The 13,984-nt window shown below is 43.0% G+C and carries 16 protein-coding genes; 8 read left to right on the top strand and 8 right to left on the bottom strand.

What is annotated here, in order from left to right; all coding sequences use genetic code 11:
- Positions 1–250 precede the first annotated feature (250 nt).
- On the top strand, positions 251–889 hold the full coding sequence (gene tsaA / locus AC6I5A_RS00600; RefSeq protein WP_034610459.1) for a tRNA (N6-threonylcarbamoyladenosine(37)-N6)-methyltransferase TrmO: 639 nt from the start codon (positions 251–253) through the stop codon (positions 887–889).
- A gap of 67 nt (positions 890–956) precedes the next feature.
- Here tsaA and AC6I5A_RS00595 read toward each other — a convergent pair whose 3' ends face one another.
- Positions 957–1,766 carry a manganese catalase family protein gene (locus AC6I5A_RS00595; protein ID WP_034610458.1) on the bottom strand — a complete coding sequence of 270 codons (810 nt, stop codon included), beginning with the start codon at positions 1,764–1,766 and terminating at the stop codon, positions 957–959.
- Positions 1,767–1,978: 212 nt separating this feature from the next.
- On the opposite strand from AC6I5A_RS00595, the gene AC6I5A_RS00590 reads away from it, so the two are divergent.
- Positions 1,979–2,635 carry a Fic family protein gene (locus AC6I5A_RS00590; protein WP_034610456.1) on the top strand — a complete coding sequence of 219 codons (657 nt, stop codon included), beginning with the start codon at positions 1,979–1,981 and terminating at the stop codon, positions 2,633–2,635.
- On the opposite strand, the gene amrS is transcribed toward AC6I5A_RS00590, so the two are convergent.
- Positions 2,632–3,636, bottom strand: coding sequence for an AmmeMemoRadiSam system radical SAM enzyme (gene amrS / locus AC6I5A_RS00585; protein WP_497900377.1), 1,005 nt, complete (start codon positions 3,634–3,636; stop codon positions 2,632–2,634). The genes AC6I5A_RS00590 and amrS overlap by 4 nt on opposite strands.
- Complete coding sequence (gene amrA / locus AC6I5A_RS00580; protein WP_034610454.1) at positions 3,629–4,897, bottom strand: AmmeMemoRadiSam system protein A; 1,269 nt, start codon at positions 4,895–4,897, stop codon at positions 3,629–3,631. Before amrA ends, amrS begins: the two co-directional genes overlap by 8 nt.
- Before the next feature lie 231 nt (positions 4,898–5,128).
- On the opposite strand from amrA, the gene AC6I5A_RS00575 reads away from it, so the two are divergent.
- From AC6I5A_RS00575 to AC6I5A_RS00550, 6 genes are all read left to right on the top strand, one after another.
- On the top strand, positions 5,129–5,509 hold the full coding sequence (locus tag AC6I5A_RS00575; protein ID WP_034610453.1) for a RidA family protein: 381 nt from the start codon (positions 5,129–5,131) through the stop codon (positions 5,507–5,509).
- A 119-nt stretch (positions 5,510–5,628) separates the two neighbouring features.
- A complete protein-coding gene (locus tag AC6I5A_RS00570) occupies positions 5,629–6,114 on the top strand; it encodes a hypothetical protein (RefSeq protein WP_034610452.1) in 486 nt (161 codons plus the stop codon).
- A 730-nt stretch (positions 6,115–6,844) separates the two neighbouring features.
- On the top strand, positions 6,845–7,405 hold the full coding sequence (locus tag AC6I5A_RS00565; protein ID WP_034610450.1) for a nucleoside-triphosphatase: 561 nt from the start codon (positions 6,845–6,847) through the stop codon (positions 7,403–7,405).
- A gap of 353 nt (positions 7,406–7,758) precedes the next feature.
- Positions 7,759–8,451 carry a GTP-binding protein gene (locus AC6I5A_RS00560; RefSeq protein WP_034610449.1) on the top strand — a complete coding sequence of 231 codons (693 nt, stop codon included), beginning with the start codon at positions 7,759–7,761 and terminating at the stop codon, positions 8,449–8,451.
- A complete protein-coding gene (locus tag AC6I5A_RS00555) occupies positions 8,448–9,509 on the top strand; it encodes an ATP-binding cassette domain-containing protein (protein WP_034610447.1) in 1,062 nt (353 codons plus the stop codon). Before AC6I5A_RS00560 ends, AC6I5A_RS00555 begins: the two co-directional genes overlap by 4 nt.
- Positions 9,485–10,291: a Rossmann-like domain-containing protein gene (locus tag AC6I5A_RS00550; protein ID WP_052167794.1), complete on the top strand. Its 807-nt coding sequence runs from the start codon at positions 9,485–9,487 to the stop codon at positions 10,289–10,291. The genes AC6I5A_RS00555 and AC6I5A_RS00550 overlap by 25 nt, the downstream gene beginning before the upstream one ends.
- A gap of 70 nt (positions 10,292–10,361) precedes the next feature.
- On the opposite strand, the gene AC6I5A_RS00545 is transcribed toward AC6I5A_RS00550, so the two are convergent.
- The 5 genes from AC6I5A_RS00545 to AC6I5A_RS00525 form a co-directional block, all read right to left on the bottom strand.
- The gene (locus AC6I5A_RS00545; RefSeq protein ID WP_497900376.1) at positions 10,362–10,871 is read right to left on the bottom strand and encodes a molybdopterin-dependent oxidoreductase; all 510 of its coding nucleotides are present in this window, start codon (positions 10,869–10,871) and stop codon (positions 10,362–10,364) included.
- Between the two features lie 112 nt (positions 10,872–10,983).
- Positions 10,984–11,769: an energy-coupling factor transporter transmembrane component T family protein gene (locus AC6I5A_RS00540; RefSeq protein ID WP_497900375.1), complete on the bottom strand. Its 786-nt coding sequence runs from the start codon at positions 11,767–11,769 to the stop codon at positions 10,984–10,986.
- Positions 11,702–12,391 carry an energy-coupling factor ABC transporter ATP-binding protein gene (locus AC6I5A_RS00535; RefSeq protein WP_034610443.1) on the bottom strand — a complete coding sequence of 230 codons (690 nt, stop codon included), beginning with the start codon at positions 12,389–12,391 and terminating at the stop codon, positions 11,702–11,704. Before AC6I5A_RS00535 ends, AC6I5A_RS00540 begins: the two co-directional genes overlap by 68 nt.
- Before the next feature lie 24 nt (positions 12,392–12,415).
- Positions 12,416–13,153 carry an energy-coupling factor ABC transporter ATP-binding protein gene (locus AC6I5A_RS00530; protein WP_034610440.1) on the bottom strand — a complete coding sequence of 246 codons (738 nt, stop codon included), beginning with the start codon at positions 13,151–13,153 and terminating at the stop codon, positions 12,416–12,418.
- A gap of 57 nt (positions 13,154–13,210) precedes the next feature.
- A complete protein-coding gene (locus tag AC6I5A_RS00525) occupies positions 13,211–13,801 on the bottom strand; it encodes an ECF transporter S component (RefSeq protein ID WP_052167793.1) in 591 nt (196 codons plus the stop codon).
- Positions 13,802–13,984: the final 183 nt, after the last annotated feature.

Below are 13,984 nucleotides of genomic sequence, written 5' to 3'. Positions count from 1 at the left end.
TCGCACTAGAATCATAAATCTAAATTAAATTAAATTTAGCACAAAAGCAACTCATTAGTCAAGTGGTAGACTAAGATTCCGTTAATGACATATACTACTACTGTCGAGTATTATTTAACAGTTAAACTTATTAATTTATCCATTTTTACAGGGAATCCTTTCTGTCTGTCGAATAACTTGTAATTACTTAAAAATGGAGATATTCAATATCGGCAAAGCTTAGAACCACGGTTAAAAAAAGGAGCTTAGTATGGACATCACCTTTCAATCGATTGGTACAATACATACACCTTATTTGGCCATTAATACCCCCCATCAGCCAATTGCTGACGCACCCGGTGATTTTTGGCTAACGCTTAATCCTGAATATACAAGTGCTTTAAAAACCTTAAATACCTTCAACTACATTTATGTCCTCTATCACCTCGATCAAGTGGTCCCTCCGGTAGAACTGCTCACCAGATCCCCCTGGGCTCCTGAAACTGAAATTGGGCTCTTTGCCAGCCGTTCCCCACAAAGGCCCAACCCCATAGGTCTAAGTATTGTCCAGGTAAAGGAAATTATCGGAAACGAAGTTACAACTTCGGGTATTGATACCTATAACGGAACCCCCTTACTGGATATTAAACCTTATCTGCAATTTATGGACAACAAAGAGGATGCTAATAATGGCTGGTTTGACACTCTCCCGGATAAAGAACATATTATAGCTCACGTTCTTGGGCTTACCCATGACCACGAGCATTCGCATGAGCATACGCATGAGCATTCGCATGAACATTCGCATGAGCATTCACATGAGCATTCACATGAGAATGTTCGCCGACATGCACACGATCATGTATATGACCATAAACACCCTAAACATCCTCATGAACACAACGATTAAGCTCTAAGTTAAAAGGTCACGAGTTAAAACTCGTGCCCCTTTAGCCATTACCCTATTTAAAAATAGCTTAGTTTACTGTTTTATTAGTCGGCTGAGGTTGTGAATATTGAGGATTATTTCGAATGTGGTCATTATATCCCGGCCCGACTTCCTTCGTTCCGGTAGGTTGCGGATCTTTTCCGTACTGTGCCGGTCCGCCATACTTCTCATTCGGGTTATCCTCATAAGAGATCTCGTTACCTTCGTTCCATGGGCCGCGACTATCTCCCTGGCCCGTCGACAGGTTCATATATTTCTTAGAGAAATCGGAATCCCGAAAGTCTTTATTGACGCCGCTTCCCTTTAATGTCTCAATCGCTTGCATAAAGGAGAAGTTATGCGCTTCTTCACGACTTAAGAGGAAACGAATCATGTCTTTGACTCCAGCATCGTCCGTTTGTTGGAGAAGTCGCTCATAAATAAGTTTAGCTCGAAGTTCTGCCCCTGCATTTGACGAAAGATCTGTATAAAGATCTCCTGTTGAATTGACGAAGTTTGCTGTCCAGGGTACTCCAGCAGAGTTAACTAGCAGAGGGCCCCCTCCAAGCAAGGCCATATGATTTGCCTGAAAATCTTTAGAAATACTATCGACAGGACCAATCAGCATTGCTAGGCTCTCGCCAACCATTTCTAAATGGCTTAACTCTTCCGCTGCGATATCTTGCAGTAAATCTCGGATTTGCACATTATTGCATCCTAAACTCTGTGAGAAATACTGCATAGCCGCTTTAAGCTCACCATTACCGCCCCCAAACTGCTCTAGTAATAAGACAGCAAATCGGGGATCGGGTTTATCGACATGTACAGTATATTCCATATCTTTGACATGTTTAAACACATCTAAAACCTCCTTCTGCTTATTGTATAATGAACAGATAACTCAAATTTCAATATTAGTATCTCATTTACATCTGATTATTATCCAACAAGTTTGTAACAAGGCAATTTCCTCTTGCTTGACTATTCCCCTTGATTTGATATGCTTGTAATAATTTGGTAAATTGTCATTGTGGAAGAACCCTATTGCCCTGTCGGAAGGATGAGTGAAACATGCCTGACAAATATAATTTAACGTTAGAACAAAATATTTTCCTGGCCAAAAAATTAATTGTTGAGAACATATACAACAGCGCAAAACTTGAAGGATGCAACGTAACCTTTCCTGACACACAGACTATTCTCGATGGAATAAGTGTTTCTAACCTTAAGATTTCGGACATCGAATGTATTTTGAATCTTAGAGATGCTTGGAAATTTCTCTTAAATAATATAGAAAAGCCGTTTGACCTTGAATTTGTTTGTAAGATAAACTCTTATATTTCTAGGAATGAAGCCCTTGAATGGGGGGTTCTGCGCAATGGGAAAATTGGTATTTCCGGAACAAATTATGTACCGCCTATACCGTTCGAAGAGAACGTTATTCAAGAAATAGCAAAAATCAACAACATCGAAAATGTCACCAAAAAGGCGATCAAATATTTTTTGTGGGGAATAAGGAGCCAATTATTTTGGGATGGGAACAAACGGACCAGTACTTTGTGCGCGAACAAGATTCTCATTAACGACGGCAAAGGTATTCTGAGCGTAAAAGAAGAGGATTTAAGAGAGTTTAATCAGCATTTAACCAACTTTTACAATACCAATGACTATTTGGTAATTGATGACTTTATTTACTCTAAATGCATTAGGGGGATTGATTTTAATTAATCCAGGCCGACTCCGAAAATAGCAGCCCCACATTTCGCACAGTTTCCTCGCTCCAGACGCTTCACCAGCACAGGTTCACGCCGTATCACAGCCTCTCCGCACTGAGGACAAAAAGTCGTATCCCCGCCGCTGACATTCCCCAAATATACATAAGGAAGCCACTCTTTACCTATACTCCATAAGCGCTCTAAGGTTTGTCGATCCGTTGGCGGTACCGCCAGACGATAAGCTGGGTGATAACGGCTCAAATGCCAAGCCAGTGGAACATCGAGCCGGTGCAGCCATCGAGCCAATCCGGTAAGCTCTTTCGGGTCATCATTGGCTCCTGGAATAACAAGAGTTGTCAGTTCAAGATGCACCCGCCCAGCCAAACGCTCGACATTGTCTAAAACCCAAGCCAGTTTGCCGCCGCAATAGCGTTGATAGAACTCCTCCGAAAATGCCTTAATATCAATATTGACCGCATCCAGCCACGGAATCAACTCCTCGAGAAAGCGCGGCGAAATCGTTCCGTTACTAACCAAAACCACCTTCCCCCCTTGAGCTCGCACTAAGGGGGCGGTATCCCGAATCATCTCAAACCACACACTCGGCTCTGAATAAGTAAAACACAACCCCAAGGAATTTCGGGCCTGCCCGGCAAGTTCAGCGGGAGTCACCTTTCTTCCTGGTTGATGTTGCTGGGATATTTCGTGATTTTGACAGAACGAACACCTTAGATTGCAGCCAAAGCCTCCCGCGGAGAAAATCCAGGAACCCGGATAAAAGTGATAGAGGGGCTTCTTTTCAATCGGGTCTAAATGCCAAGCCGCCACTTCACCATAGGTCAGAGATACAATTTCTCCTTCACGGTTTTGCCGTACATGACACCTTCCGGATTGCCCGTTCCTTAATTGACAATGCTGGGGACACAACAGACAAGCCGCAGTATGGGATTCTTGATGGGCATAAATCGTATTTCCCGACTTGTTTGAATTACTTACCTCATTTGAATTACTCATAATGCCGCTTGACCTCAAAGCGCCAAAACTCCACCGCTTCCTCTGACGAAATTCCCGCCTTTTGTTTGGCAATACTGACTTGGTCTGAAATGGTATCTACGCCTTCCAAATGGGGCAGCAAAAGCCCGGTTTTCCTACCCTGGCGGACAACAACGCCATAGCGCCAAGGATCCAAATCCTCTGGCCCTTCGATTTTCTCAAGTTCTCCGAGCACATCAACGGTAATACTCAGAGTATCTATTTCGTCAGCTTGAACCGGTCGAAATCGCGGATCTTGTGTTCCTGCAGCCAAGGCATTATGTTGAATTTCCAAGGCCAGATTTTCCTGCCAAGGCTCAGTTGTGCCAATACAGCCACGTAAATACCCATTTTGTTTTAGGGTTACAAAACATCCTCTCCGTTCACCAAACGGCGATGAGGATATGTCTGGTAAATCCGGTAGGCCAGGGTCCTCATTCTGTAAATAGGCCCTCAGACAACGTCGCGCCCAAAGAGGCAAGGGGGACGAATGATACAGATCAGCCACCATATACCCCACACCAAACGGTCCTTCATAGGACAACACTTCCGGTGCTCCTTCTTTAGCAGCAAGTGCCAAACGCAGGCTTCTGAACCCACACTCGCCGGCTTTCTCGACAAGGTATGCCGGCAAATCAGTGAGCTTTTTCGCATCCCGCTGCAGAACCTTTAGTACGGCCTGATCAAATTCCGGCCCGGCAGAATCAAAGCCGTACGGTCCGTCTTCCTTCAAACGGTGGGAGAGATCCCCGCTGGCAACTAGCGCATAGCGACCGGGCAGCTTATCCAGAATTTGGCCCATACGTAAACCATATTCATCCGGTCTCTCCAAGGGCATCCCCAGAAGTACAACCTTCCCACTCCAACCTGCCTTTTGTAAAAAATAAAGTGGTACCAGGGCACCGTGATCCAGAGGTCCCTGTATAGAAATAACTCCCATAAGTTCTTTCTGAAATTGCGCAATCACCGCAGGGTCGCCTGCAAATGAAAAACTTAATTGCGGAGCTCCAAATTGAGCGAAATTTCCCCGGCCAACTTCCTCTGTCAAAAGTGTAATCCCGTCCTTTGTGAGCGGTGCATGAGGGGAAATCAGGATCACCGTCTCAACCTCCGCTCGAACTAAACGACTCGAAATCTCTTGGTAGGCCTCCAAACTCGCTTGGCACTTACGCTCCTCTCCCCGTCCAATCTCCGGAACGAGGATGGGAGGATGCGGAACAAAGACCGAATAAACTAAACTCATAAATCCAGCACCCCCTTTTCTCCTGCCAGTACTTAATATCTCTATTGTAACCTGATCCCCCGCAAAAATCCAAAAAAAATTGGTCTACCACCTCAGCTTAGTTTCAATTTCTTTACTTGGTTTGTTCACACGAAATCAGTTATACTAATATTGATTTTTCATAACATAAATATTGCACGACAAAACTTGTGGGGCAGGAACTAAATCGATTATACGATGGAGGTAGATACCATGAATAAACAAACTGTCAGTACTCAAAACGCACCTGCAGCCATTGGCCCTTATTCTCAAGGGATTAAGGTCGGAAATCTAATCTTCACATCCGGGCAAATTCCAATGAACCCGCAAAGCGGAGAGTTGATCGCTGATATTGAGGGTGCAACCAAACAATCCCTTGATAATGTCAAAGCGATCATTGAGTCCGCAGGCTCTTCTATGGACAAAATCGTAAAGACCGTGGTTTTCCTGAGTAACATCAATGACTATACGGCGATGAATGCCGTTTACGCCACTTATTTCCCAAGTAATCCTCCTGCCCGTTCGGCTGTACAAGTTGCACGTTTACCAAAGGACGCTGTTATTGAAATTGAAGCGATTGCTCTGATTGAATGAAACAAAAAGGCTCTCCAATAATGTCCTATTATGGAACATTAAGTTAATTATTGCATAACGTGTATTATAAATATCCAAAATCAAATGATTCTCACCTTTAATATAAAGGGGGCTTACCCATGACATCGTTGATGGGGCTACAGGCTTATTTCCCTAATCAACAGAACAAGTTCTCCCCTATTCAGCGACAGAGAACCAACCCTGTTCAAGGGTCAGGACCATCGCCTGTTCAACAGCGAATTCCTACACCGACTACCCGACCGATTGTTCAGCCAATAACCCAGCCCACTTCTTCCATTCAGGAGCAAATTCCTCTATTAACGAAACATCCAACCTCTCCCGCTCCGGCGTCTTCTAACCCCTGGCAACAACAAGCAGGAATTCTCCTGAAACAATACGGTCCTTCGCTCATAAGACAATTTGGGCCTCCCCTGGCCCGTAAAATAGGCCTTCCCATTGCCCAACGCCTTGGCCCTTCCTTGGCACGTAAAGTGGGAATTCCCCTAGCCCAACGTATTGGTGCTCCTCTTCTGCGCAAAGTATTTCTTCCTCTCACTAAACGAGCGGGATTGGCACTCATTCGACGACTGGGTCTTCCGTTTTAACTTATGCCACCTAAATACGTTTCTACTCAGCCTATTCTCAAACAAATTATCTCGATGCTACAGTAGTATCATGGCTGCTTTAGCGCTACCTCTAATTCTAATTCAAATACAATATGAAAATGTGACTTTTGTAAAGCAGGGGGAAGTTATCCTAACTTCCCCCTGCTTTACTATTTTCCGAGAACATTCTGATCTTCCCGAAAGCAAACCGGACATTCGTTCATCAGTGGTAACCCGTCTTTTCCACCGCCAAGAGGTGGAATTGTATGCCTTTGTTTGAGTTACGTCTTAACTTTCGCGGCAACATATCTCCAATCTTTTTTCTGAGTAGAATCTATTTTTCTCATTTCACGAAAGGAATATGTCAGATTGTAGAGAATATAGTAGAGAATGTATGTATAGAGATGTAAAAATGTATTTTAAGAGGGAAAGACAGATGGAATTGGGTTATTTTTTAGTAAGATATGGATCTAAACTTTTAAAAGTGAAATAGCCCTAATTGAACAAATTGGAGGAAATATAGTGCATTTTTGAATTCATAAGCCTTTCCTCATCTTCCTTGACCTTAGGAAACGTAGGCAAAAGTAAGTCTATCAGCGGATTTGCCATATCCAATAAATAATAAAGCTATTGTCCTGATCGATATTAAGCAATTTAAAAAGGTAGTCGGTTGAACCAATTGGCTATGGTACGACTAAATTCCACTAAACTATGAAAGGAATAAGCGAATGTGTCAATAAATCTTTTTGTTACCGGTACGAAACGTGTTGGAAAATCTACCCTCCTTAAAGAATGCCTTTATCCCTATCTTAATATTACGGGAGGCTATTACATCCAGCGTGTAAATGATGAAGATTCGACTACTCTTGCTTTCAGAATACTTGATGTTTCCTCGCAACCTTATTATTTATTAAATGTTACCGACACCGTATCAGTAGAAGCTGATATTATTGCCATCACTTCTATAAATAAAAGGGGTATTCAAATCTTTCCCACTTCTTTAGAAAATAAGGGTGTTAGTATCCTAAGGGATGCGCAACGAACTAAAAAGATCGTCCTGATGGATGAACTGGGGAAATTTGAATTACATGCTCCCCACTTTGCTAAAACTGTCTTCGAGATATTAAAAGGCCCAATCCCTGTTATAGGTGTTTTAAAAAAAGAGCATAACCCATTTTTAGATCATATCTCAAATAATTATGCCGATTTGATACTAGATCTTGATGAAATAGATCCGGCTTTATGTAAAGAACATATCAATCTTTTTTTAGATTCAGTACTTAACGATTAATAACATTCATTCTCTTCTAATAATTAGCTCCAGTGAGAATAAGGCATTCCTGCTCCTATTAATTGCCATTTAGGCTTAAGGAGCAGGAATGCTTTTTTACTACATAAAAGCGGAGACCTAAAACTTGATATAATATTCAGATTAAGCTTATCCTAACAATATCAAACCTTAACAAACAGAAGCCAACTTATTGATACAAATTTATTTAAATTATATCTTCTTGATAAATTATCAAGGTATACATCCAAAAATCCAATAATATAATTATTAGGTATCATAAGTAATATAGAATTAATTTATTAATACTATGGTCTAATAAACTCATAAAGCAAAAACTGTTAGGAGATTATACTATGAAGCTCATCACTGTCGCCGGACCGCCCACCTCGGGGAAAACCGCCGTCATCTTGAAACTAATTGAATGTCTTAATATGGAGAACGGTAGTGTCGGCGTAGTAAAATTTGATTGTCTCACTTCCTTCGATAATCTGCGCTATGGGGAAGCTGGCATTCCTGTTCAGACCGGATTTTCCGGGAAAATATGTCCCGACCATTATTTCGTCAGCAATATTGAGGACGCAGTCCAATGGAGCATACAGTCCGGATTTGATCTTCTGATTACAGAGAGTGCCGGTCTCTGCAACCGCTGTTCTCCCTACATCAACGGAATCCTCTCCATTTGTGTCATCGATAATCTATCTGGGGTTAACACGCCGCGCAAAATAGGTCCTATGCTTAAATTCGCAGATATCGTCGTCGTAACCAAAGGAGATATCGTTTCCCAAGCCGAGCGGGAAGTATTTGCCTTCAATGTCAAGCAAGTCAATTCTTCCGCAAAGGTCGTTTCTGTGAACGGCATCACCGGACAGGGAATCTTTTTGGTAGCAAAATATTTACTGCAGGCCCGGGACATTTGTACTCTCAAAGACTTGAAACTGCAGTTTACAACTCCCGCGGCGGTTTGCTCCTATTGCACAGGAGAAACAAGAATTGGTGAGTCGTATCAAATGGGAATGCTAAAGAAAATGGAGTTTAAGAAAATATGACAGTACAAGATTTTATTACTCTCCTAAATAGCAGGCGTCTTGACGAAATAATTCAGGAATACCCCATATCCAGAGACTTCCTTGCCAATTTCCGACTGGGCACCATCTCCAGGAGACTGCCACTGCCTCAGGCTCTTGAGGAGGTCGACGATGAAACACTTGGGGAATTCGGATTGGACAGATATGGAGTATTGATTAATTTCAGCGAATTCCTGGAGACATTTACACAGACGAAAGACTCCTCCGCTGCAGTATCATTCCTAACAATTATTGGAGGCTTCAATAAATCAAACGAACCGGAAAACATTGAACTTACCATTGCCTCCGGAGAGATCATCAGCATTGTGGGACCCACAGGATCCGGTAAGAGCAGACTCTTAAGCGACATCGAGTGCTTAGCCCAGGGAGATACCCCCACAGGCAGACAAATCCTGGTCAATGGCACAGAACTTGATGACCTGCAACGTTTCGAGATGAACGGCAAATTGGTGGCCCAGCTTTCGCAAAATATGAATTTCGTTATGGATCTGACTGTCCGTGAATTTCTGGAAATGCATGCTAAAAGCAGACTAACACAGAGTGCCGGAGAAGTAGTAAAAAAGTGTTTAATGTGTGCCAATACCCTTGCGGGTGAAAAATTCTCCGAGGATATAAAGGTGACCCAGCTCAGTGGCGGACAATCCAGAGCGCTGATGATTGCCGACACCGCCTATATGAGTAATTCACCTATCGTACTGATTGACGAAATAGAAAATGCAGGAATTGACAGGCGGCAAGCTGTCGAACTCTTGGCCAAAAGTGAAAAGATAATCTTTGTTTCCACCCATGATCCCCTCTTGGCACTCAGCGCCGATAAACGTATCGTTATTAAAAATGGCGGGATATCTAAAGTCATTGAAATCTCAGATGCTGAAAGGCAAAGCTTAGAAGTCATCGAAAAAATCGACAGTACGCTGCTGATCCTTCGCAACCGCCTGCGCACTGGTGAAATGATAACTGAAGAATCACTGAAAATTTACATGGAGGATAAGTTATGTGGCAAATATATGATGCTTTGATTAACGGAATCCCGGAAAACCTCATTGTCGACGAGCTTATTTGCGGAAATGGCACTTCGTTTGTACGCAGCGGGAACGGTTCGGGAATTTCCGGGTTTCGCCCTTATGAAACCAGAATGCCCATGTTCAGCAAAAATCTGATCGGAGCATCCCTGCGTGAGGCTGCCACCAGCGTCAAATCTTGGAACTTTGCCGAAGCATCCGTCGGCCTTGCGGCCATCAATTCCTATTACAACAACCCTAGTGTGGCCAGGAAAAACGGCGTGGATTTTTCAGATGCCAGAAGAGTGGAGGATAGAATGTTCAGTCCTTTTATTATGTCCCAAAACGAGGTCAGAGGGAAAAGAATTGCGGTTGTTGGACACTTCCCCTATCTTGAAAAGTTGTTTGAACCTATATGTGATTTATCGATCATCAGCTGGAACCCGCAAGAAGGAGATTTTCCCCTCTCTGCCAGTGAATATCTACTACCGGGAAGCGACTATGTGTATATCACCAGTGCAAGTATAGCAGATAAAACCCTGCCCAGAATGCTGGAATTATCCAAGAATGCCCAAAGGATCACAATCGTCGGGCCTACCACTCCCCTTGCCCCTGTATTTTTCGATTATGGCATTGCTGATCTGTCGGGGTTTATTATTAAAGATAATCCCCTCGCCTTCAGAATCATTGCCGGGGCTGAAAGAGTGAGAATTTATACGGCAGGGCAAAAAGTTTCTTTCAAAAAAACTCTGTGGGAGAAGAACATTGGAATTCGCTTGGAATCCTTATACCTCACCTAAAATCCATTGGTATATTTTTGAAGGTAAACTTAAACAAATGGACAAAAAAATATTTCACTAAACACTCGCTCTATTCAAACTGTAACTCCCCCAGATAATTGGTAAACCGCTGTCCGAACTGATCATTTAAGATGATAATTCGCATAGTTTCACCTGTCCCAGTCTTGTTGGGTAATGGTTTGCCATAATCCGCATAAATAAGATAAACATTGTTTTTTTCTACTACTTCTTCCATATTTACACCCGAAACGTAATTATCCGTTCCTTTAGTGTATACTTTTTTATACCGTTCGACGATTTCGGGATCAATATGGTTCAGTGCTTCCAGCAGCGGTGTACCGGTAAACTCGTGTTTGCTTAAGCCACTGGTCGAATTGATCACTAATTTTTTATTTACAGCAGATAATTTCTTCACATCAGCCAGAGTAATTTCCCCAAGAACAGTATTCCCTGCTCTTAGTTTTATTTTGCCTTCTTCAATTATCCCGTCCTTTGCATTCAGATAGGCAAATGTTCCAATAATAACCGCAAGAATTGCCATAATTATGGTTATTATTTTAAAGGACCTGTTTTCAGCCATCACCGGAGCACCCCTCCCTAAGATTTTTTATTTTGATTATGCTTCAGCGCTTCCTGGATAGTCCTGTCTTGAGCTATGGTAATTATCACTTGACTTCCAACAACAGTCAGTCCTATTTTTGGATTGTTTGGACAATGAGCAAACCAGTCATAACCGGGAAAATCAGAAGTAGTACATAATCAAGCAAACAAAATCGTAACCTGCGAAGGTAAGTTCGCTGCGGAAAAACCCGGAATCCACGTGTTTCCATAGCTACAGAAAACTGCTGGGCTTTGAGCACCGCCCCATATACCACCGGATAAATCAGCCTGGAATAAAGTGCGATTCTCTTTCCCCAAGGAATTTTTTTGAGTTCTATCCCTCTTAATTGAATCGCCGTAACTACGTTAATCATTTCTTCCCGAAACCCTGGTAAAAAGTGCAGGGCAATAGAAAACATGAATGCTATTTCATAAGGGACTTTCCATTGTACCAACCCTAACACAATATCGCGGGAACCGGTAGAAACCAGCAATACTGCTGAAGCAATAATTACAAACATGCGGATAATCACGTTCAACCCCTGCAGCAGACCATAATCGGTAACCAGTGGTATTGTGCCTACCATCAGCAGCACCTCACCTCCCCGCGAAAAAACGCTCTGCACAACTAACAGTAAGAGAAACAGAGGCAACAACTTCCATATGTATCTATATAAATAATTAAATTCCACTTGAAGAACTTTTAACAGAATAACAGTTCCTGACAAGAGCCAGAGAAGCTGCAGCGGCGTATTATATACTATGGCTAAAGTAGAGATACACACTACCATTACTATTTTAGTCCGGGGATCAAGCTTCCTGACCAATAGTATCTTTCTGTCTTCTATCTCTCCGGATTTGGCCGTTTTCCAATTCAACAACCCTTTCTGCCACCCTCTCGACGAATTTTATATCATGACTAACCAGGATCATGCCGCATCCTAAGCCGACAGTTTTTAGCAAATGCTCGTGCAAAAGCTTTTTGCGGTAAACGTCCAAACCTACGGTAGGCTCATCCAGAATCAGAAATTCGGGGTCATTGACCAGAATAGCGGCAATTGCCAGCCGCCGTTTTTCACCTTGGCTTAAATGCAGGGGATAAACATTTTTGTAGGCTGACAGTTCAAAGTAATCCAGGTAATAATTCACTTTTTTCCGCACTGCTTCCGGTCCATAACCGCGGTGAGTCAAACTAAAACCGATCTCTTCAAACACGGTAGGGCAAAAAAACTGCTGATCCGGATTTTGAAATATATAGCCGATACGGCGTCCCACTTCGGCTAACGAATATTCCGTTAAAGATTTCCCTTCCAGGCGGATTTGCCCATTGACCGGCTGTAAAATTCCGAGCATTAGTTTTGTTAAGGTGGTCTTTCCACTGCCGTTTGCGCCGACAATAGCTGTAACTTCGTTTTTGATATTCAGATTAATCTCCTTCAAAACTTGTTTATTTTGCTTTGGATAATTAAAACTTACCTGGCTTAGTTCTAAATAGGTCATAAGCTGTCCTCCGTCCAAATGGTTTTAGGCGAAAGCTAACCTGTTGGCAAGAAGAAAATCCCTATCCGCGAGTAGCGATTCTGTCACATCAATCCGGACTATTTCCCCATCGTTCATCACCAGTAAACGGTCAGCAAAATTGACTGTTTCCAGGTCATGCTCGACAGCAACTATTGTTTTACCCCGCGTGTGCAATGTTTTGATTGCCGACGCCACTAATTTTTTACCGTCAGAATCCAGCTGGGACATAACCTCATCAAGGATCAACACCGGCGGGTCCAAAGCCAAAACTGCAGCCAAAGCCACTAAGTGTTTCTCCCCGCCGGAAAGTTGGTTAGGCTTTGCCTCCCGCAGTGCAGTAATTCCCAGGAGACTGATTACCTGATCTACCCGCTCTCGGATTATGTCCGGCGCCAGGCACATGTTTTCCGGGGCAAAGGCAATTTCGTCTTCAACTGTAGATGAAAAAAGCTGCGTATCAGGATTTTGAAAAACCATGCCTACTTCTAAAGCTAAATTAGCTAAGTTGAATTGCTGAATGTTTTTGCCGTTCACCATAACTTTCCCTGCCATCAGCCCACTCCAGTAATGAGGAATAATGCCGCAGAGACAGCTGCAGAGGGTGCTCTTGCCACAACCGCTTAACCCCATTATCGCTAATATTTCCCCCTGAGCGACTTGAAAATTGATATTCTTAAGGATAAGCGGCCCATCGGACTTGTATTGATAGGTCAGGCCCTGAACCACAACTGCAGGCTCCAAGTATGAATTTCCTCCTAGCTGATTGATTTATATTTTTGCTGAATATATATTTACTTATTATTGGGTATTTCCCGAGTCTGTCAGAGGAACGGGGTCTCCCACCTGGCGGAATTTTCTATATTGTTTTAATATCTTATGAGCAATGATCCCGCCTAGTCCGCCTGACAACGCAGCTGTACTCAGGCTTAGAACAAGGGGGATCAAAGGAAGACGAAAATATGCCAAATTGACTAATGCCGTACCTGCCGCATTGGCCATTAATCCTGCCAAGAAGGCGCACCCGACACAACAAACCCGGTGTCCAATAATTAACAACCCCAAGTCGGCCATTATACCCGGAACTGTATAGGTCAGCAAGCTCAGCGCTCCGTGCGAACCGGTAATACCTGTGCTCATTACCACTAAAGCCTGTACAAAGCCGGTCAAGGTCGCAGCTCCTGGTTTACCTGTTATTCCGACCGCCAGTACCAGCCACATCATATAAAGACCCCCGGCTGCCGCTCCCCCTGGAATAAACAGCACTCCGGTAATAATATGCGTTAAAGGCACGATAACCGTTTTCACGGCTATCCCCAAAGAAGCCATCATAGCGATAATAACTAAATCAAATAGCGAAAATTTTGCCAGGATTTTATGTGTAAAACCCATAATTGCATCTCCTGTTTGTCATACATCCATATCAACTGCTTTTCTCCTAAAACCTTTTTACGCTCAGGGCATGATTCAGACATCTTAACACTCGTTACAGCCCATGCACTCCCTATTGTTGGGATCGTTAAAAACATTGATCATTTGACCTGGATTATTCTTACTTCAGTGCATTCCGGATAG

The sequence above is a fragment of the Desulfosporosinus sp. Tol-M2 genome, assembly GCF_059735615.1.
This window is presented reverse-complemented; position numbering and strand designations above follow the sequence as displayed.

Excerpts from the sequence above, each read along its gene's own strand:
- AC6I5A_RS00590 (WP_034610456.1), top strand. The coding sequence starts at position 1,979 with ATGCCTGACAAATATAATTTAACGTTAGAACAAAATATTTTCCTGGCC.
- AC6I5A_RS00550 (WP_052167794.1), top strand. The coding sequence starts at position 9,485 with ATGTGGCAAATATATGATGCTTTGATTAACGGAATCCCGGAAAACCTC.
- tsaA (WP_034610459.1), top strand. The coding sequence starts at position 251 with ATGGACATCACCTTTCAATCGATTGGTACAATACATACACCTTATTTG.
- amrS (WP_497900377.1), bottom strand. The coding sequence starts at position 3,636 with ATGAGTAATTCAAATGAGGTAAGTAATTCAAACAAGTCGGGAAATACG.
- AC6I5A_RS00525 (WP_052167793.1), bottom strand. The coding sequence starts at position 13,801 with ATGGGTTTTACACATAAAATCCTGGCAAAATTTTCGCTATTTGATTTA.
- AC6I5A_RS00560 (WP_034610449.1), top strand. The coding sequence starts at position 7,759 with ATGAAGCTCATCACTGTCGCCGGACCGCCCACCTCGGGGAAAACCGCC.
- AC6I5A_RS00555 (WP_034610447.1), top strand. The coding sequence starts at position 8,448 with ATGACAGTACAAGATTTTATTACTCTCCTAAATAGCAGGCGTCTTGAC.
- amrA (WP_034610454.1), bottom strand. The coding sequence starts at position 4,897 with ATGAGTTTAGTTTATTCGGTCTTTGTTCCGCATCCTCCCATCCTCGTT.
- AC6I5A_RS00575 (WP_034610453.1), top strand. The coding sequence starts at position 5,129 with ATGAATAAACAAACTGTCAGTACTCAAAACGCACCTGCAGCCATTGGC.
- AC6I5A_RS00545 (WP_497900376.1), bottom strand. The coding sequence starts at position 10,871 with ATGGCTGAAAACAGGTCCTTTAAAATAATAACCATAATTATGGCAATT.
- AC6I5A_RS00535 (WP_034610443.1), bottom strand. The coding sequence starts at position 12,391 with ATGACCTATTTAGAACTAAGCCAGGTAAGTTTTAATTATCCAAAGCAA.
- AC6I5A_RS00570 (WP_034610452.1), top strand. The coding sequence starts at position 5,629 with ATGACATCGTTGATGGGGCTACAGGCTTATTTCCCTAATCAACAGAAC.